Below are 17,514 nucleotides of genomic sequence, written 5' to 3' on the forward strand. Positions count from 1 at the left end.
AGATGACAAAGCAACGGCTGAAATTGGCTATTGATTGCTGGATGTTCACCCCGGCTCAGGGCGCTTTTCGGCCGGTGCCGGACGGTGCGGGTGACACGGGTGGTGCGGGTGGTGCGGGTTGCGAACGGCGCGTTCGTGCGGCGCCGGCACCGGGTGAGCGAGGAGCGTGCCGCCGAGGCGGGTGAGCAGGACCCGGTCACGTACGGTCCGGTGCCAGGCCCCGGCACCCGTCCCTGGCAGGAAGACGAACTACGGACGATCAGGTGGTCCGCCGGGCCGCGTGCGGGCGGCGCCAGGACATGGACTGGACGGTACGGGGACACTGGCCTGACGATGAATCAGCGAGATCAGCGGGACCAGGGCACGCGCCGTCGACCGGTGCGGCTCGCGACGTTCAATGTGCTGCACGGCCGTCCGCTGCCGAACGGACAGCCCCTCTCCCCCGCCACGGACCCGGCCGAGGGACCGCTCGCCCGAGCCGTCCTGTCCCTGGCCGCCGATGTCCTGGCGTTGCAGGAACTGGACCGCCTCCAGGAGCGCTCGGGCGGAGTCGACCAGGCGTCGGTCGCCGCCGACGCGGCGGGGCTGAGGCACTGGCGCTACGCGAGCGCGTTCCACGCCCGTTCCACGGCGGACCGCGGATGGGTCCTCGACCCGGCCGAGCCGGGGCTGCGGGTGTACGGCCCGCAGGACGTGGGCTCGGCCACGGACGTCCCCTCGCACGGGATCGCGTTGCTGTCCCGGTTTCCCGTACGGGAGTGGCGGGCCCGGCGGTTGGCCCCGGCGCCCCTCGGTATGCCCTTGCGGAATGCCGGGCGGCCCGGGCTCACCCTGGTTCGGGACCAGCCGCGCGCGGCGCTGGCCGCCGTACTGGAGGGGCCGGGCGGTCCGTTCACGGCGGTGGCGGTGCATCTGTCGTTCGTACCGGGCTGGAACGTCGGACAGCTGCTCGCCGTCCGCGACTGGATCGCCGACCTGCCCCCGCCTCATGTGCTGCTGGGCGACTTCAACCTGATCGGCGCCCTGCCCAGGGTCGTGCTGAACGCTCCCGGAAAGACCCGTACCCCGCCGTCGCCCCGAGGCTGGTCCGATCTGGCCCGCACCCCGACCTATCCCGCGCACCGCCCGGTCGTGCAGTTCGACCATGTGCTCGCGACCGGCGTCGGCGTTGCCCCGGCCGGCGGAGCGCGCACGCCCGCGACGGGGATCTCGGACCATCGCCCACTCGTGCTGGAACTGCCCCTGTGACCCCGCCCGTTCAGCCCGCCGTGCTCCGCCACCAGCTCGGCGATCTCGAATTCCAGGGAGAGCAGACAGAGGGGGTTGCCCTCGCCGGCGGCGTACAGCTTCCTGGCCTGGTCCGGGGGAGATCGGCGGCGAGCGCCCGGATGGACTCCTGTTCGGGCAGGCGGCGTGGGCGAAGGCGTCGGTGAACGCCTGCAACGGGATGTGCCGCTCGTACTCCGTGGCTCTGCCGCGCAGCACGGTGAACCCGGCCTGCCGCGCCCGGGCGCACACTTCCCCCGGCAACCGGCTCTTGCCGATGCCGGGTTCCCCGGCGATGTCGGCGGCTGTCGGCGCCCCGGGCTGCCCCGGGCCGTGGATCACGGCGTCGAGACGGGCCAGTTCCGAGGTCCTGCCGACCAGTTGTGCCACGTTCGCGTCCCCCCTCGGCGTGGTGTGCGCCCCGTGCGTCGCTCTCCGTCTTCGGCCCAACCCTGAGGTCGGGCGCTGACAACGCACGGGCGGGGACTACGTAGTTCCACCGATGTGCACGGCGCCGGTTTGTGCCAGCATCGTCCTCCACCGCTTTGCCCGCTCCTCGCCTGTCCGCGCGCGGGAGCCCGCGGCACGGCGCAGAAGGAGGACAACCCCATGACGGTACGGCCACCGGGTCCGGGCGACGCCCCGCTCTCCGATCTGTCGCAGGACGACGACACGGATCTCGCGTGGGTCTCGGTCAGGCCCGACAACAGGACGATCAAGGGCCCGCTCCTCAAGGGTGCGCCCCTCATCCTCATCGGCGCGCTGCGCATGGGCCTGATGATGGCCAAGGGGCGTGGCACCTCAGCGGGATCGGGCGCGGCGGGTCTGGTGATCGGGGTGTTGGCGTTCGCCGTCCCGCTGCTGTGGATCGGCGCGCTGAGCGGCCTGCGCTGGGCGAACGCCGGTATCCGGCTGGAGGACGGCGTTCTGACGGTACGGAACCTGTGGAACCGTCGGGTCCTCGACGTACCGGTGTCCTCCCTCACGGGGCTGCACACGGTGCGGCTGCCGCTGGACGGTGTGCACACCGGCCGGATCCTCATCACCTCGAAGACCGGCAAGCCCCTCGTGATCGACACCCGGCTGTGGAACCCTGAGGGGCTCGAGGAGTTGTGGCGGCAACTGGGGTTGGCCTTCAAGGACCACGGTCGTCTGGACTGGTCCCAGCTGTACCGGCGTTTCCCCGGGGTGCGCATGCCGTGGCGTCAGGTCCACTACGTCGTGTTCACGCTGCTCATCGTGATCGGAGCCATCGCGTACATCGCCCTGATCGTGAACCTGCCCTTCCTCGTGTGATCCGGTGGCCGTCCGACCGTCCGGGGCGTCGGGGGCGGTGCGGGCGACGAGGGCTCAACGGCCCGTCCGTATCAGGCCCGTCAGATAGTGCCAGAGCGACGAGCGGCGCTGGACGGCCTGGTCCGCCGCCACCGTCCCGGACACGTCGGGCGTGTCGGAGGTGTCGGAGGTCGGAGGTGTCGGACTCCGGTCCTTCCGGCCCGTTCCCGTCCTTCCGGCGCCAACGGGGCGACCGGCTGGGCGAGTTCGTACCGTACGGGCAGCGATCGCAGGCCGCGCATGAACGGGGAGGAGCGCCAGGGCGGTTGGTCCACGGGGAGCGCGAGTTCCAGGTGGGAGAAGCGCTCGAACAAGCGGCTCACCCCCGCCGCCGCGACCGTCGACGCCAGCTCGCGTGCCGGGCACTGGCGCCGGCCCGCGCCCCACGCGAGGTGCGCCCGGGTGCTGATCGTCGTGTCGGCCACCGCGTGGTCGGCGAAGACGGGATCGGCGTGCGCGGCGGCGGAGGACACCCAGACCGGATCGCCTTCGCGGATCGTGTAGTTGCCGAGGGGAGTGTCCTTCGCCGCGAACCTCGGTACGAAGTTCACCAGCGGCGGTTTGCGCATGACGACCCGGTTCATGGTCTCCCTGACCATCCCGGCGGACAGATTTGCCCGCGCGCCGCCCTCCCCGGCGAGGACCTCGACCACGGTGTCGGAAATCAGGATGCCGACGTGGTCGGACGTCATGCCGAGCAGCATGAACAGCTCACGGGCGAGCGCGTCGAGGGAGAGGTCGGGGTGGGCGGCCGGCAGATAGGAGGGGAGTCGTCGCCCGGCCGCGTCCGCTGGGCCGCCGCCAGCTCCACCAGGGTCTCCAGCAGGCGTTCCAGGGCGGGTTCCGCGTCCGGCCCCGCGTCGAGCACCCGCCACATGTCCATCAGCGCGTCGCCGCCCTGTGAGGCGGGGAAGCCGAGCAGATGGCTTGCCACCATCAGCGGCAGCGGTCGCGCGAACTGCGCCGACAGGTCGGCCACGCGTGTGCGGCCGACCTGTCCCAACAGGGCGATCAGCTCGTCGGCATGGGCGGTGACGACCGCTTTCAGCCGCTTGGTCTGCGGATGGCGCGGGTCCTGGAAGGGCTTGAGCGCCGCGTCCCACGCCGTCCGCAGCGGCTGGTAGCCGGGGCCGCCCTGGATCAGCACGTGGTTCACCTCCAGAGAGGGTCCGAGCGGCCAGTCCGCGGGAACCCTGCCCTGCGACCGGGCCCGCCAGTTCTCCAGCCCCTTCGGCCACGCGTCGTCGTCCTGGAGGACTTGGAGCGACTCGCGGTACCCCAGTACCAACCACGCGGGTACGCCCAGCAGATCGACCGGCGCGACCGGGCCGTGCCGCTGCCTCAGCCGCTCGTGGACGAGCGCGGGCGCGTCTCGTAGTCCCGGGTCAGCAGTGGCTGCGCGGTCGTCGCCTCCAACGGTGTGTCGTCCAGGTCCATGGATCCGCCGTCCTCCAAGTGGGATTCCACCGTTCGCAGCCCTTCGACGCTCTCCGCACCCGGCTCGTGGCCCTTCAGTGGCTGCGAACCGGTGGCAGACCCCACTTCGGGCCGCACGAACGGACCGCCGCGGGGCATCCCTTGGTTCAGGCCGTGACCTGCGCTGGTTTGCCCGGGGTGCGCAGGACCGGGTCGGTCCGCAGGCGCAGGAAGGCGAGACCGAGGGCGACGGCCTGCAACGCGGCGCACACCGCGATGACGTAGCCGAGGGCCCACGGCGAGGTGAGGGCGACCACGATGCCCGCGAGCGGGAAGGGCAGCAGCAGAAGCAGGATGGTCAGGGAGAGGGTGCTGCCGAAGACCGCGGCCGGGATGAGCAGGGAGCGCAAGGTGCGCAGGACGACGGTCAGGCCGCCGTCGCCCGCCATGAACAGCGCCATGAGGACGACGTACGCGGTGTACGTGGGCGCGTGGGCCAGGGCGAGACAGGCCGCGGACGCGACGGTCGAGCACACCACGCCGACTCCCCACAGGCCCAGCCGGTTGAGCGCGAAGCGGCAGACGGTGACCGTCAGGAGCGTGGAGGCCGCGGCTGCCGACCAGAGGGTGCCGACGGCCGCGGGGGACAGACCGAAGCGCTCGACGACGATGATCGGGCTGGCGGACTGGAGCAGCCCGAGCGCGAGGTTGGAGACGGTCAGACCGCCCACCAGCCAGCCGAGCGCGGGCAGCGAACGCAGCGTCCGCCAGCCCGTCTTGAGGCCCGCTCCCCGCTGTGTGGTGCCGGGCTGGGAGCCGCGTAGGGGGGTCGGCGGGGTCTGCAGGGCGAGGGCTGCCGCCAGGCACGACAGCAGGCTCAGAACGGCGAGCATCTGGGTCGGCCCCGCCAGCAGCAGGACGCCGCCGAGCGCGGGCCCGGTGAGCGTCGCCGTCTGGTCGATGCCGATCAGGACGGCCTGAACCTTGTGTGCCTGGGTGTCCGAACGGCGGCTCACGATCGCGCCCACGGCTTCGTTGGCGATGAAGCTGAACTGCGTCAGGGTGCCCGTCGCGGCGGCCAGCGCCATCACGACGAGTGTCTGCGCCGTCCCCCGTTCCAGCATGGTCAGCGCGACGCTCCCGCCGGCCACGAGAACCGCGCGCGCCGAGGAGGCGAGGAAGAACACGATGGCGGCGCCGCGCCGGTCGACCAGGTCACCGGCGAGGCCGAAGGCCGCCACCCGCGGTATCCATTCAAGCGCGAAGGCCAGCCCGGTCAGCGAGGCGGATTCGGTCGTGGCCAGCACCAGGAGCGGCATGGCGTACGTCGACATGGAGAAGGCGAGTGCGTCGAAGGCCCGCGGTGCGTAGACCCGGCGGAGCAGGCTCCCTGGAGGTACGGCGGCATGCCGTCCGGCCGGTCGGCCCTCGTACAGTTGCATGGTCACGGAGTATGGGGGCTTTCACTCAGCTGTGATGGGGAACGCCCGGCGGGCTCGAAGGGACCCTCAGGCGGGCAGGTGCACGACAATCATCGAGCCGGCGGGCCACCCGCCGTCCGCGGCGTGACGCGCCGGCAGCGGTCCGCTCGACACCGGCTGCGCCTACGGGGCGATGTGGGCCGCCTCGCCACCAGGACCGGCGGAGAGAGGACTGCTCGTCCATGCCATGGCGCGATGTCGGGTCACACGAACTCCGCTCGGAACGAGGGCGAGTCGGGAAACGGGCATGCGGGATGAATCGACACGACCGAGACCGGGAAAGAGGCATCGACGCAGGCCTTGTTTAGGCATCAACATCTGTGCAGCCACACGGTAGCCGAAACTTTCGGATCGCCCGAAAGCGCAATCAGCCAATGCCACTGTCCTGCGGCTGAATATGACATCAGCAACAGCCGGACCGTGCAAGAGGTCCGCCGGATCCCACCAGGCCGTCGCACGGGACGGTGTGCGCAACGGAGGCGTCGGTGGGGGCCGGCCGCCGGCTTCCGACGCGTCAGCATGAGCCGACGGCCGAGCCGTTGTCCTCGTCCGGGCGGTGGCCCGGAATCCGTATCGTGGTCCGTGTTCGTGACCGTCCCGCAGCCGACGGACGCCGGACCGGCTGACGAGCGTGCGATCCGCGGCACAGGGGACCGGGCTCGGCCGGCACGTGGATCACCTGCCGGAAGTCGTTCGCCGGTACGTGAGGGCACCGGGTTGAGGTCTTCCGTGGCGAACCGACCCATGCGGACTCGAACGGTGAAATCGCGTATGCCGGTTTGCGGTGTCCACCTCCTGGCCACACGGTGAAGAAAGACATGTCGCCGCACCCACTCGTCGGCGGCCTCGAGGAAAGCGACTGTGATGATGAAGGGCAATGCCAGAACGAAGCAGCTCAGGGGCAAGATGAGGGAGACCCTCGGCAAAGCCCTGGGCGACAAGTCCATGCAGAGGACGGGCCGCGGCGAACAGCTGCGCGGAAAGGCCCAGGAGTTGACCGAAAGGGCCGCGGGTCAGATCCGCCAGCGGACCAAGCGCTGAGGACGACGGCCCGGGCGTCCCGGATACGGTCGTCGGCGCCCCGGACAAGGTCTTCAGCGCCCTGGGGCATGGTCCTCATCGTCGTCCCTCCGACGGACGTGACGGCGCCGCTCGGTCCGCTCACGGTGACGAACCGGCTCCGGCCTCCTGGCTTTATCGCGGTGATCGGCGCCCTGCGAGGTCAGCGGCCCGGGATCAATGCCGGCGACGACCCCCTCATCTCGATGGCGTGGCTCATCTCGGTGGCGTGGCTCATCTCGGTGGCGTGCGCGATCACGCCACCGAGGAGGGTCCGCGACGCGCCAGAAGCTCCGCCCGGGTCCGGCCGGAACCCCGCAACGGAGGGCGCACAGGACCATGACTCTTCAGGCAGGAACATGACTCTTCAGCATCCCGCCGACCGCGGCGGTGCCGGACGCGGCAGGTTCGAACGACTCGCGGAGTCGGTCTCGACGTTGACCAGTTCACCGGCCTTCTTCGTCTTCTGTCTCGCGCTGGTTTCCTTCACCGTCGCCGTGCACATCGCCGGAATCGCGACGGCGTGGCTCCTTCTCGCCGGCGACTCCATGACGGCGGTGACGCTGCTCCTCCTCGCGCTGCTCAAGAATTCGGAACTCCGGGCCGAGCGAGCGATTCAGCGCAAGTTGGACGCCATCGCCGCCGCTCTGCTCGAAGCGCAGGAAGGTGAACCCGGAAAGGCGCACGAGGAGCTCAGGAACGTGATCCGGATGGAGGACGAGATCTGAGGGGCGACTCGCTCCCCGGTTCCCCGCGGGCTTACGCGTGCGTCAGCAGGAGCCTCAGATCGATCTCCTGGTCGCCGGAGGCGGACCCGGACACCTGGACGCCGAAGGCGGACGTGAGGGTCTGCCGCAGCCGGTCCACCGCCACGGGACCGCCTTGGAGCTCCACGGTGACGGAACCGTCCAGGGAAAGGTCGGACGGGAGCGCGGCGTCGCGCGCCTCCCGCCCGACGAGGAAGGCTCCGGTCCAGGTGTCGGACGTCGCGGCGCTGTCGTGCCGTGGCATGTCGTCCCCGCTCTCCGCGGCGAAGCGCGTACCCAGGACGCGCAGCACGGTGTCCGCGTCCGCGACGGAGCAGGCGTCCAGGACGACCTGCACCAGCTCCTGGGAAGGGGCCGACCGATCGGCCGGGCCGGGGGATGACGAGGTGTCGCGCGCGGTGTCGGTGTGGTGCGCCGAGCTGTTCATGATGTCCTCTCACGTCTCCTGGTCGGGCCCGGCACCGGCGGAGCGGGGCCGAACCGTGTGCGGGTCGCGCTGTCGTCAGAGTTCGCGCAGGGCGGGCAGCAGCGTCTTCTCGGCCCAGGCGATGAACGGGAGTTGCTGGTCGCCGCCCACCTGCACCAGGGCGATCTCGGTGAAGCCCGCCTCCACGTAGGGCCGGACCGCCTCCACGAAGGTGTCGACGTCGTCGCCGCACGGGATGGCCCCCGCGGTGTCCTCCGGCGTGACGTACTGAGTGGCGCCCTCGAAGCCCGAGGGGCCCGGCAGTTCGGCGTTGACGGGCCAGCCGCCGAGGGCCCAGCGGAACTGTTCGTGCGCACGGGCGACCGCGGCCTCCCGGTCCGGGTCGTAGGAGACGGGCAGCTGGCCGACGCGCGGTTTGCCCCGGCCACCACTTCGGTCGAACGCCTCGATGAGTTCCGGTTCGGGCTCGGTGGCGATGACGAGGTCCGCGAGCCGGCCGGCCAGGGAACAGGATCGCTTCCCGGATACGGCCACCCCGATCGGGGGCGGTTCGTCCGGCAGGTCCCACAGCCGGGCGTTCGCCACCTCGAAGTGCGCGCCCTGGTGATGGACATTGCCTCCCCCGAAGAGCTCGCGGATGATCTCCACGGCTTCTTCGAGCATCTCCAGACGGATCTGCGGAGAGGGCCAACCACCGCCCACCACATGCTCGTTGAGGTTCTCGCCCGAGCCGAGACCGAGCCGGAACCGGCCCTCCGAGAGCAGTTGAAGGGTCGCCGCCTTCTGCGCGACGACGGCGGGGTGATAGCGGGTCGTCGGACAGGTCACGTACGTCATGAGCGGTATCCGCGCCGTCGCCTGGGCGGCGGCGCCGAGCACGCTCCACGCGTAGGGGGCGTGCCCCTGCGACTCCAACCAGGGGAAGTAGTGGTCGGACGTGACGGAGAAGTCGAAGCCGGCCCGCTCCGCCTCGACCACGTGTTCTACGAGGTCGCGGGGGCCGGCCTGCTCGGTCATCATCGTGTAGCCAATTTGCACCATATCCTCCGCATTACCCGTAGCCATGATCCGAAACATCCGACCGCTGCCACAGGTGGTGAGCGGGCGCCGACCGGAGGGGCGTGCCACACCGACGCCGAGTTCCCCCACGCCTCAGGCACGCCTGGCGCCGGACCACAGTCGTCCGGCGGTTTCCTTGCCGTCCCGGAAGACCACCACCACGCCGTCGGCCCGTGACCGGACCTCTGTCAGCAGGTCAGCGGCCAGGCGTGCCGCCTCCCGGGCGAGCACGGGCAGGGCCGGGTCAGGCCGAGTCGCGGACGAGCACCCGTCCTGGGGACCGGGTGATGCGGGTCGTGCCGAGGCCGAGGGCGGTGCGTGCGGCCCGTCGTCCGTGGGCTTCGGCGTCGATGTGGACGGTGGTGAGTGCGGGGGTGGTCAGGGCGCCGTACTCGGTGTCGTCGAAGCCGATCACGGCGATGTCGTCGGGCACGGTGAGACCGAGGTCGTGCAGGGCGGTCAGGGTGCGCAGGGCGACGTCGTCGTCGAACGCGGCGACGGCCGTCACCGAGTCGCTGTCCGGCAGCACCATGGCGATGTCCGTGTGGCCGCACTCGGCGAGGTAGCGGATCTGCGGGGCGGCATGCCGGGGCGAAGCCGTTCTTCCAGTCCTCGGCGTCGGGCTCGTGGCCGCTCAGAGCGGCCTCGGCGAACCGGAGCACGGCACGTGGGGTGATCGTGTCGAGGATCTGCCGCGTCGAGTGCGGCGCGCAGTGCCCGTGCCGGACGAGCAGGACGTGGTCGTGGGCGGCGAGTTCCTCATCGAGGCCCCGGATGTAACTGCGCGAGCAGTTGCCTTCGAGACCCCAGTCGATGTCGAGGACGACGATCCGGGACGAGCCCTCGCGCAGCGCCCGCGCGATGCCGTGCGGCACATGGCCGAGGTCGCGCCCGGCCTGTCGTACACGCTCTCGGGTGGCCGGCGAGATCGTCTGGTTCGGATCGCCGTTGGGCACGAAGCTCACGGTCGCCCGCGAGACTCCACTCGCCGCGGCGACGTCGTTCAACGTCACCCGCCCCGGACCAGCCCGATCGATTTGGTGCACGTGATGGCGTGATCCACCCCCTGTGACAGGGAGAGTCGACTCCCCCTGCGACACTGTCGCGCGCCCCCACCCGCGTCCTCCCGGAGAACGCATGCGGCACGGAGAACGATGTGAACAAGGAGCACCATGGATTCCGTCTCCACGGCAGCGGCGTCGGCCGTCGCCCCTTTGCTGGATGACTTCTCCCTCGAGATGACGGGCAAGGACGTCCCGAAGCTCGAGGAGGCCCGCGGCACCATCCCTCAGGGCACGCGGATCAACGTGACCTTCCTCGGCAACGAGGACCTCGACATGCGGCTGGCCGCCGCGCGGGTGGTCAAACGACTCGGCTTCGTCCCCGTACCGCACATATCGGCCCGTCGGCTGCCGTCGCGGGCGGCGCTGCAGGAGTTCCTCGCCGCGCTGGAGGCGGACGGTCTCGCCGACAACGTCTTCGTCGTGGGCGGCGACCCCGCCGAGCCGCAGGGCCCGTACGACGACGCGCTGGCCCTGATCCGGTCCGGACTGCTGCAGAAGCACGGCGTGCGGCACGTCGGTGTGAGCGGCTACCCCGAGGGGCACCCCGCGATCGCGGATCCGGTGCTCTGGTCGGCGATGGAGCACAAGAGCGCCGCCCTTGAGGAGCACGGACTGCCCGGCGCCGTCATCACCCAGTTCGGTTTCGACGTCGACGCCGTCCTGGCCTGGGTCGAGGCGGTACGGGCCCGGGGCATCGACCTGCCCGTCCGGATCGGTGTGCCCGGGCCCGCCGGGATCCGACGGCTGATGACCTACGCGGCCCGCTTCGGCGTCGGCACCAGTACGTCCATCGCCAAGAAGTACGGCTTCTCGCTCACCAACCTCATGGGCACAGTCGGGCCCGACCGCTTCATCCGGGCCCTGGCCAAGGACTACGACGCACGCCGGCACGGCGAACTCAAGCTGCACTTCTACACGTTCGGCGGGCTGAAGGCCACCTCCGAGTGGGTCGCCGAATTCCGCGACACGGAGATCTGCCGTGACGCGGTCACGGTGCGAACATCGTCCCGCTCGACCAGTACTCCGACATTCCACAGGGCGGCGCGCTCTTCCGCGGACGTTGCCGCAGCGGGTCGCGCAGGAGGCTCGGCTCCGCCGCGCTGATCGACCGTACCCCCGTCGGCAAGGACGTGGACGGACCGACCACGGCGAGCGCCGGTCTGCCGGCCCGCGGGGAGTCGGCCTGCGGCCCCGCGCCCCCAGCGGTGTCGTCGAACTGCTCGACGCGGAGGGCGTCACCATCAAGGGCGCCCACGCCGTGCGGGTCGCGGCAGCGTGGCCCGCGTCTCGACGACGGCCTCCGGGAACCTGATCAAGATTGGCCGCCGCGACATCGAGAAGACCGGGCCGTGGGCCCGTACCCATGGTCATGGGGTCGCCCCGCCCCTGACATGGCCGACATTCGAAGAACAGGCAGCCTCATGAACGCATCCGCTTCCATCGGCGTCACCGGCCTCGGAGTGATGGGCCGCAACCTGGCCCGTAACTTCGCCCGGAACGGTTACACCGTCGCCGTCCACAACCGCTCCGCCGGCCGCACCCGCGCGCTGGTGGAGGAGTTCGGCCACGAGGGCTCCTTCGTCCCGGCCGAGACGGCCGAGGAGTTCGTCGCCGCGCTCGCCCGCCCCCGCCGCCTCATGATCATGGTGCAGGCGGGCGCGGCCACCGACGCCGTCATCGACGAGTTCGCCCCGCTCCTGGAAAACGGCGACATGATCATCGACGGCGGCAACGCCCACTTCGCCGACACCCGCCGCCGCGAGGCCGCGCTGCGCGAACGCGGCCTGCACTTCGTCGGCGCCGGCATCTCCGGCGGCGAGGAGGGCGCCCTCAACGGGCCGAGTATCATGCCCGGCGGCTCGGCCGAGTCGTACGCTGTCCTCGGTCCGATGTTCGAGAGCATCAGCGCCAAGGTCGACGGCGAACCGTGCGCCACGCACATCGGCACCGACGGCGCCGGACACTTCGTCAAGATGGTCCACAACGGCATCGAATACGCCGACATGCAGCTCATCGCCGAGGCCTACGACCTGCTGCGCCAGGTCGCCGGATACAGCCCCGCCGAGATCGCCGACGTCTTCCGCACCTGGAACGAGGGCCGCCTCGGCTCCTATCTGGTCGAGATCACCGCCGAGGTCCTCGCCCACACCGACCCGCACACCGGTGGCGCGTTCGTCGACATCGTCGACGACGCCGCCGGGCAGAAGGGCACCGGCCGCTGGACCGTGCAGACCGCCCTCGACCTGGCCTCCCCGGTCACCGCCATCGCCCAGGCCACCTTCGCCCGCGCAGCCTCCGGCCAGAGCGACCTGCGTGCCGCCTACCGAGGGCTGCCCGGCGGCACCACTCCCCCGCTCAGCCACACCGAGGCCGCGCGCTTCACCGCCCAGGTCGAACACGCCCTGTACGCCTCGAAGGTCATCGCCTACGACCAGGGCTGGAAGATGATCCAGGACGCCGCCGCCGAGTACGGCTGGAAGATCGACCTCGGCGCGGTCGCCCGCATCTGGCGCGGCGGCTGCATCATCCGCGCCTCCTTCCTCGACCGTATCCGCGCCGCCTACGCCACCGACCCCGACCTCGTCAGCCTGCTCGCCGAGGACGGTTTCGCCCAGGAGATCAGCGACGCCCAGGTGCCCTGGCGGGAGATCGTCGCCTCCGCCGCCCGGCGTGGCATCCCCGTCCCCGCGTTCTCCGCCGCGCTCGCGCACTACGACACCCTGCGCGCCGACCGCCTGCCCGCCGCCCTCCTCCAGGGGCAGCGCGACTACTTCGGCGCCCACACCTATCGGCGCACCGACCGTGAGGGCTCCTTCCACACCCACTGGTCGCAGCCCGACCGCCCCGAAACCACCGCCTGACAGGGGCTCGGGCCGCGCACGACGCAACGCGCGGGTCACGTCGGTGGGGTGGGCCTCAGCAACAGGCTGACCAGGGTCGTCGTCGGCAGCGTGCCGCGGCGATCAGGAGGCTCGCCTCGCGGGTGACCTCGCGCGGTGCGGCAACACCGGCAACACCTCGTACGAGGGCTCGGGGGGCGCGCCTCGTACGGGGCGGTCTCGGGCGGTCGGTGCCGCGGTGGGTCAGGCCAGGGTCGCGGTGTCGATCACGAAGCGATAGCGCACGTCCGAAGCCAGGACCCGCTCGTACGCCTCGTTGATCTTCTCGGCGGGGATGATCTCGACCTCGGCGCCGATGCGGTGCCCGGCGCAGAAGTCGAGCATCTCCTGCGTCTCGCGTATGCCGCCGATCAGCGACCCCGCGTACACGCGGCCCTGCATGATCAGCGAGAACACGTTCAGCGACAGCGGCTCCGCGGGTGCGCCGACGTTGACCATCACGCCGCCCACGGCGAGCAGGCCGAGGTAGGTGTCGAGGTCGAGCTTGGCGCTGACCGTGTTGAGGATGACGTCGAAGGTACCGGCGAGCTGCTCGAAGGTGGTGGGGTCGCTGGTGGCGTAGTAGTGGTCGGCGCCCAGCCGCAGGCCGTCGTCCATCTTCTTCAGCGACTGCGACAGCACGGTGACCTCGGCGCCCATCGCGTGTGCGATCTTGACGGCCATGTGGCCGAGTCCGCCGAGGCCGATGACGGCGACCTTCTTGCCGGGGCCCGCGCCCCAGCGGCGCAGCGGGGCGTACGTGGTGATGCCCGCGCACAGCAGCGGGGCGGCCTCGTCGAGGCCGAGGCCCTCGGGGACGGTGACGACGAAGTCGTCGTTGACCACGACGTGGGTGGAGTAGCCGCCCTGGGTCAGCGTGCCGTCGGCGTCGATCGAGCCGTAGGTGAGGGTGTTGCCCTTGAGGCAGTACTGCTCCTCGCCCCGCAGGCAGGGCACGCACTCACGGCAGGAGTTGACCATGCAGCCGACGCCGACCCGGTCGCCCACGGCATGCCGGGTGACCTCGGAGCCGACCTGGGTGACGATGCCGGCGATCTCGTGGCCGGGGACCAGGGGGTAGGTCGCCGGGCCCCACTCGCTGCGGACGTTGTGGATGTCGGAGTGGCAGATGCCGCAGTACTTGATGTCGATGAGGACGTCGTGCGGGCCGACGTCACGGCGCTCGACGGTGGTCGGCGCGAGCGGTTCGGTCGCCGAAGTGGCGGCGTATGCGGGGACGGTAAGCACCGGTTCTCCAGTGGGGGGTGAAGTTGATGGGGTGGCCGGCAGCAGGGTGGCCGCCGATGTCCGACCAGGCGTCCGCTCCGCCGCGTGGCACCAGTCGCATTAGCGGCCGTACTTGTTGCGGTAGGAGGCGTCGACCTCGCTGTTGATCTCGCCGTCGGCGTGACGTCCTTCTCGACGCCATCGGCTTCGGAACTCCCAGGGTGGGCGCGCGTCGGCAGGCCGCGGAGGCGGCGATGAACAGCGCACCCGGCCGCGTACGCCTGACGCGCGCCGATCCCGTCGGAGAGGGCCCCCGAGGACACCGCAGCGCCGACAGGTCGCCGGACCAGAGTGACGGGGACGGACATGGGACGCTCCCGGGAAATGGGATCTTCAACGAGCATCCAGCCTGCTCGCCCGGCCCGCATCTCGGCAGACCGTGATGTTCAGGGGAGCGGTGTTCAGGGGTGCGGCAGGGCCCCCCACGGGGCTGCCGCACAGGTCACGGGGGCGCCAGACCGGCGCTCACGACCAGTGAGCGGCACCGCGGGAGCGGCGGTGCGGGGCCCGCCCCGGCGCGTCCGGGAGCCCGGGACCGCCTCGAACGGCGGGGCGGTCAGCTCCGTGTTCAGGGCTGGACGAGTACCTTCAGTGCCTCCCGGTCGGCCATCGCGCGATAGCCGTCGGGTACGCCGTCGACGCTCACCGTGCGGTCGAAGACGCGCCCGGGTTCGATCTTCCCCTCGAGGATGTCGGGGAGGAGTTCCTCGATGTAGGCGCGGGCCGGAGCCACACCGCCGGTGAGGGTGATGTTGTTCATGAACTCCTGGAAGCCCAGTGGCGCCTGGTCGTACTGCGGGGCGCCCACCCGGCTGATCGTGCCGCCCGCGCGCACCACGCCCAGCGCCATCTCCAGCGCGGGCAGCGTACCGACACACTCCAGCACCGTGTGCGTACCGTCGCCGCCGGTCAGCTCGCGCACGCGCTCGACGCCCTCCTCGCCGCGTTCGGCGACGATGTCGGTGGCACCGAAGTCGCGGCCGAGATCGGTGCGGTCCTTGTGCCGCCCCATCAGGATGATCCGCTCGGCGCCGAGCCGCTTGGCGGACAACACCGCCGACAGCCCGACCGCTCCGTCACCGACCACGGTCACGGTCGTACGCGGGGTGACGCCCGCCGTGACCGCGCAGTGGTAGCCGGTGCAGAACACGTCCGACAGGGTCAGCAGCGACGGCAGCAGGGCGGAGTCCTCGCCGACGGGCAGCTTCACCAGCGTGCCCTGGGCATGCGGTACCCGCACCGCCTCGCCCTGGCCCCCGTCCACTCCTTCCGTGGCCCAGAAGCCGCCGTGCCGGCACGAGGTGTGCAGGCCCTCGCGACAGAAGTCGCACGTGTTGTCCGACCAGACGAAGGGGGCCACCACCACGTCTCCGGTCTTCAGCCCGGACACCTCCGCGCCGGTGTCCTCGACGACGCCCAGGAACTCGTGGCCGATGCGGTCGCCGACCTCGGTGGGCGGACGCGAACCGTACGGCCACAGGTCGCTGCCGCAGATGCACGCACGCAGCACGCGTACGACGGCGTCCGAGGGCTGCTGGATCTTCGGGTCGGGAACCTCCTCCACGCGCACGTCACCGGCACCGTAAATCAGAGTTGCTCGCATGAGTCTTTCCGATCGAGTCGTCCTTTACTTGCTCGCAGAGCGTCAAGAGCGGCGACAGCGCCGCGTCCAGCTCGGAACAACCGGGAATTCAGGCGACTGCCCCCTTCGCTCGAAGGGATATTCCGGCCACTCAAAAAGTATGGGTCCCGGTATCGGGGCCCGCACTCTCGCGCCCACCTGCGTCGACAGGACTTCCACCTCGAGAAGAGACCGCGCAGTTGGGCGACACACAGGTGGCCGGGACACGCGGCCGGCTGCGCTGCTCTTCCCGCATTCGCCCGAAGTCCGTGATGAGCGCCAGGACGACGTCCGCACGGCGCGTGCACTTCTTCGGCGCGCGCCCGACGATCTCCTCCGAGGTACCGCACCCGTAGATGTCGGCGGGGTCAGACCTTCCAGGAGCGGAGCTGGTCGGCGACGGTGGGGACGCCGACGCGGGTGTCGCGGATCTTGCGGACGAGGTCGGACAGGGCTCCGTAGGGCGGGTCGATGCCCTCGCCCGACTGGTCCATGTACTGGGCGGCGACGAACGCGGCGAACAGGCTGTTGCGGTGCGGCAGCGGCTCCAGGCACACGATGGTGTGCATCAGCGCGGCGGCTCGCCAGGCCGCGTCCGGGTCGGCCGCGGCGAGCGTGGGCAGCTTGGTCTTGTGCCGGGCGATGGCCGCGACGAGCGCGGAGTAGTCCGACACCGACATGTCCTCGCGGGCGAGGGCGGCCTCCTGGACGTCGAGCAGCCAGGCGACATCGATGGTCAGGTGCATCAGGCGGCCGCGGATCCGTCCCGGCGCTCGGCGGGCGGCACCTCGTCGGGGAACGCGTCGTCGAACTCGCCGCGCAGCCGGTCGGCCCAGGCGTTGGCGCCGGCGACGAACTGCCTGCGCTGCATCTCCCGGACACCGAGGTCGTGCAGATACTGCTTGAGGCTCTTGCCGTCGGCCGCGGCGGCCGCGCGCACTCCCTCGAGCTCCTCTTCCGTGAAGGTCACGTTCAGTGATGGCATACACGGATGGTACCTGCTTGGTACCTGGGGCGCGAGGCCTCAGGACCGGCCGCCCGCGCCGAGCCGGTCCGGGGCCGCGAGGTTCTCCTGAGGCAGCCGGACGGGCGTCGGCGTGCTGGACCTCCTCATGGACGCCGTCCGGCGAGTACAGCCGGTCACCGGCCGTGCCGGTGCCTCACCGCCTGACCGAATGGCCATGGGGCGCATCGACAGGTCATCGACGCCGCCGATCTAAGCTCGGCGCATGGCCAAGTACTTCGACGTGCACCCCGAGAACCCCCAGCAGCGCACTCTCAGCCAGGTGGCGGAGATCATCCGCGGCGGAGGGCTCGTCGCCTATCCGACCGACTCCTGCTTCGCCCTCGGGGCTCAGTTGGGCAACCGGGACGGACTCGACCGGATCCGCTCGATCCGCCGGCTGGACGACCGGCACCACTTCACCCTGATGTGCCAGGACTTCGCGCAGCTGGCCCAGTTCGTACGCCTGGACAACGCGGTGTTCCGTGCGATCAAGGCGTCGACGCCGGGTAGTTACACCTTCATCCTCCCGGCGACGAAGGAGGCACCGCGCAGGCTGCTGCACCCGAAGAAGAAGACGGTCGGCGTCCGGATTCCCGACCATGTCGTCGCCCGGGCGCTCCTCGCCGAGCTCGGCGAGCCCCTGCTGTCGAGCACTCTCCTCCTCCCCGATCAGGAGAAGCCGCTGACCCAGGGCTGGGAGATCAAGGAGGAACTCGACCACGTGGTGGACGCGGTCCTCGACTCCGGCGACTGCGGCGTCGAGCCGACCACCGTCATCGACTTCTCGCAGGGCGAGCCCGAGATCGTACGACGAGGAGCGGGCGATCCCTCCCGGTTCGAGTGAGCG

18 protein-coding genes and 2 pseudogenes are annotated in these 17,514 nt (G+C 70.8%); 7 read left to right on the forward strand and 13 right to left on the reverse strand.

Annotation, left to right across the window (positions count from 1 at the left end):
• The first annotated feature begins 333 nt into the window (after positions 1-333).
• Positions 334-1,248: an endonuclease/exonuclease/phosphatase family protein gene (locus tag ACIQTP_RS12035; RefSeq protein WP_403398878.1), complete on the forward strand. Its 915-nt coding sequence runs from the start codon at positions 334-336 to the stop codon at positions 1,246-1,248.
• 180 nt (positions 1,249-1,428) lie between these two features.
• Here the strand turns inward: ACIQTP_RS12035 and ACIQTP_RS12040 are convergent.
• Positions 1,429-1,743, reverse strand: a pseudogene (locus tag ACIQTP_RS12040) (AAA family ATPase); the annotation flags it as partial.
• 132 nt (positions 1,744-1,875) lie between these two features.
• Between ACIQTP_RS12040 and ACIQTP_RS12045 the strand changes: the two are divergent.
• Entirely contained in the window at positions 1,876-2,562 is a 687-nt protein-coding gene (locus ACIQTP_RS12045; protein ID WP_403398880.1) for a hypothetical protein, read from the forward strand.
• Positions 2,563-2,642: 80 nt separating this feature from the next.
• Here the strand turns inward: ACIQTP_RS12045 and ACIQTP_RS12050 are convergent, their stop codons facing one another.
• From ACIQTP_RS12050 to ACIQTP_RS12065, 4 genes are all read right to left on the reverse strand, one after another.
• A complete protein-coding gene (locus ACIQTP_RS12050) occupies positions 2,643-3,293 on the reverse strand; it encodes a cytochrome P450 (protein WP_403398882.1) in 651 nt (216 codons plus the stop codon).
• Entirely contained in the window at positions 3,290-3,889 is a 600-nt protein-coding gene (locus tag ACIQTP_RS12055) for a hypothetical protein (RefSeq protein WP_403398884.1), read from the reverse strand. Before ACIQTP_RS12055 ends, ACIQTP_RS12050 begins: the two co-directional genes overlap by 4 nt.
• A 53-nt stretch (positions 3,890-3,942) precedes the next feature.
• A complete protein-coding gene (locus tag ACIQTP_RS12060; RefSeq protein ID WP_403398886.1) occupies positions 3,943-4,068 on the reverse strand; it encodes a hypothetical protein in 126 nt (41 codons plus the stop codon).
• 116 nt (positions 4,069-4,184) lie between these two features.
• Complete coding sequence (locus tag ACIQTP_RS12065) at positions 4,185-5,465, reverse strand: MFS transporter (RefSeq protein WP_403398888.1); 1,281 nt, start codon at positions 5,463-5,465, stop codon at positions 4,185-4,187.
• Between the two features lie 900 nt (positions 5,466-6,365).
• Between ACIQTP_RS12065 and ACIQTP_RS12070 the strand changes: the two genes are divergently transcribed.
• Both ACIQTP_RS12070 and ACIQTP_RS12075 read left to right on the forward strand, forming a co-directional pair.
• Positions 6,366-6,539 (forward strand): CsbD family protein, encoded by a 174-nt coding sequence (locus ACIQTP_RS12070; RefSeq protein WP_403399118.1) that lies wholly within the window; start codon positions 6,366-6,368, stop codon positions 6,537-6,539.
• A gap of 68 nt (positions 6,540-6,607) precedes the next feature.
• Entirely contained in the window at positions 6,608-7,285 is a 678-nt protein-coding gene (locus ACIQTP_RS12075; protein WP_403398890.1) for a low affinity iron permease family protein, read from the forward strand.
• A 31-nt stretch (positions 7,286-7,316) separates the two neighbouring features.
• On the opposite strand, the gene ACIQTP_RS12080 is transcribed toward ACIQTP_RS12075, so the two are convergent.
• The 4 genes and pseudogenes from ACIQTP_RS12080 to ACIQTP_RS12095 all read right to left on the reverse strand — a co-directional run.
• Positions 7,317-7,751, reverse strand: coding sequence for a hypothetical protein (locus tag ACIQTP_RS12080; protein ID WP_403398892.1), 435 nt, complete (start codon positions 7,749-7,751; stop codon positions 7,317-7,319).
• A 75-nt stretch (positions 7,752-7,826) separates the two neighbouring features.
• Entirely contained in the window at positions 7,827-8,792 is a 966-nt protein-coding gene (locus ACIQTP_RS12085; protein WP_403398895.1) for an LLM class F420-dependent oxidoreductase, read from the reverse strand.
• A gap of 262 nt (positions 8,793-9,054) precedes the next feature.
• Entirely contained in the window at positions 9,055-9,342 is a 288-nt protein-coding gene (locus ACIQTP_RS12090; protein ID WP_403398898.1) for a substrate-binding domain-containing protein, read from the reverse strand.
• A 397-nt stretch (positions 9,343-9,739) separates the two neighbouring features.
• Positions 9,740-9,949: pseudogene (locus ACIQTP_RS12095) on the reverse strand (hypothetical protein); the annotation flags it as partial.
• 33 nt (positions 9,950-9,982) lie between these two features.
• Between ACIQTP_RS12095 and ACIQTP_RS12100 the strand changes: the two are divergent.
• Both ACIQTP_RS12100 and gndA read left to right on the forward strand, forming a co-directional pair.
• Positions 9,983-10,978, forward strand: a complete 996-nt coding sequence (locus ACIQTP_RS12100; RefSeq protein ID WP_403398901.1) for a methylenetetrahydrofolate reductase — start codon at positions 9,983-9,985, stop codon at positions 10,976-10,978.
• 317 nt (positions 10,979-11,295) lie between these two features.
• A complete protein-coding gene (gndA, locus tag ACIQTP_RS12105) occupies positions 11,296-12,735 on the forward strand; it encodes an NADP-dependent phosphogluconate dehydrogenase (protein ID WP_403398904.1) in 1,440 nt (479 codons plus the stop codon).
• Between the two features lie 222 nt (positions 12,736-12,957).
• On the opposite strand, the gene ACIQTP_RS12110 is transcribed toward gndA, so the two are convergent.
• The 4 genes from ACIQTP_RS12110 to ACIQTP_RS12125 all read right to left on the reverse strand — a co-directional run bounded on the left by ACIQTP_RS12110 (position 12,958) and on the right by ACIQTP_RS12125 (position 16,646).
• Entirely contained in the window at positions 12,958-14,001 is a 1,044-nt protein-coding gene (locus tag ACIQTP_RS12110) for an NAD(P)-dependent alcohol dehydrogenase (protein WP_403398907.1), read from the reverse strand.
• A 607-nt stretch (positions 14,002-14,608) separates the two neighbouring features.
• Positions 14,609-15,643, reverse strand: a complete 1,035-nt coding sequence (locus ACIQTP_RS12115; RefSeq protein WP_403398910.1) for a zinc-dependent alcohol dehydrogenase family protein — start codon at positions 15,641-15,643, stop codon at positions 14,609-14,611.
• Between the two features lie 386 nt (positions 15,644-16,029).
• Entirely contained in the window at positions 16,030-16,407 is a 378-nt protein-coding gene (locus ACIQTP_RS12120; RefSeq protein WP_403398913.1) for a toxin Doc, read from the reverse strand.
• On the reverse strand, positions 16,407-16,646 hold the full coding sequence (locus ACIQTP_RS12125; protein WP_402046974.1) for a hypothetical protein: 240 nt from the start codon (positions 16,644-16,646) through the stop codon (positions 16,407-16,409). The genes ACIQTP_RS12120 and ACIQTP_RS12125 overlap by 1 nt, the downstream gene beginning before the upstream one ends.
• A gap of 244 nt (positions 16,647-16,890) precedes the next feature.
• Here ACIQTP_RS12125 and ACIQTP_RS12130 point away from each other — a divergent pair, with 244 nt between their 5' ends.
• A complete protein-coding gene (locus ACIQTP_RS12130) occupies positions 16,891-17,511 on the forward strand; it encodes an L-threonylcarbamoyladenylate synthase (RefSeq protein ID WP_402046977.1) in 621 nt (206 codons plus the stop codon).
• Positions 17,512-17,514: the final 3 nt, after the last annotated feature.

Source organism: Streptomyces sp. NPDC090798 (genome assembly GCF_044768965.1).
Classification (GTDB): domain Bacteria; phylum Actinomycetota; class Actinomycetes; order Streptomycetales; family Streptomycetaceae; genus Streptomyces.

What these genes read in the sequence shown, in the direction of transcription:
- ACIQTP_RS12070 (WP_403399118.1), top strand. Translation starts at nt 6,366, where the DNA reads ATGAAGGGCAATGCCAGAACGAAGCAGCTCAGGGGCAAGATGAGGGAG.
- ACIQTP_RS12050 (WP_403398882.1), bottom strand. Translation starts at nt 3,293, where the DNA reads ATGACGTCCGACCACGTCGGCATCCTGATTTCCGACACCGTGGTCGAG.
- gndA (WP_403398904.1), top strand. Translation starts at nt 11,296, where the DNA reads ATGAACGCATCCGCTTCCATCGGCGTCACCGGCCTCGGAGTGATGGGC.
- ACIQTP_RS12085 (WP_403398895.1), bottom strand. Translation starts at nt 8,792, where the DNA reads ATGGTGCAAATTGGCTACACGATGATGACCGAGCAGGCCGGCCCCCGC.
- ACIQTP_RS12115 (WP_403398910.1), bottom strand. Translation starts at nt 15,643, where the DNA reads ATGCGAGCAACTCTGATTTACGGTGCCGGTGACGTGCGCGTGGAGGAG.
- ACIQTP_RS12120 (WP_403398913.1), bottom strand. Translation starts at nt 16,407, where the DNA reads ATGCACCTGACCATCGATGTCGCCTGGCTGCTCGACGTCCAGGAGGCC.
- ACIQTP_RS12045 (WP_403398880.1), top strand. Translation starts at nt 1,876, where the DNA reads ATGACGGTACGGCCACCGGGTCCGGGCGACGCCCCGCTCTCCGATCTG.
- ACIQTP_RS12100 (WP_403398901.1), top strand. Translation starts at nt 9,983, where the DNA reads ATGGATTCCGTCTCCACGGCAGCGGCGTCGGCCGTCGCCCCTTTGCTG.
- ACIQTP_RS12125 (WP_402046974.1), bottom strand. Translation starts at nt 16,646, where the DNA reads ATGCCATCACTGAACGTGACCTTCACGGAAGAGGAGCTCGAGGGAGTG.
- ACIQTP_RS12090 (WP_403398898.1), bottom strand. Translation starts at nt 9,342, where the DNA reads ATGGTGCTGCCGGACAGCGACTCGGTGACGGCCGTCGCCGCGTTCGAC.
- ACIQTP_RS12080 (WP_403398892.1), bottom strand. Translation starts at nt 7,751, where the DNA reads ATGAACAGCTCGGCGCACCACACCGACACCGCGCGCGACACCTCGTCA.
- ACIQTP_RS12075 (WP_403398890.1), top strand. Translation starts at nt 6,608, where the DNA reads ATGGTCCTCATCGTCGTCCCTCCGACGGACGTGACGGCGCCGCTCGGT.
- ACIQTP_RS12130 (WP_402046977.1), top strand. Translation starts at nt 16,891, where the DNA reads ATGGCCAAGTACTTCGACGTGCACCCCGAGAACCCCCAGCAGCGCACT.
- ACIQTP_RS12035 (WP_403398878.1), top strand. Translation starts at nt 334, where the DNA reads ATGAATCAGCGAGATCAGCGGGACCAGGGCACGCGCCGTCGACCGGTG.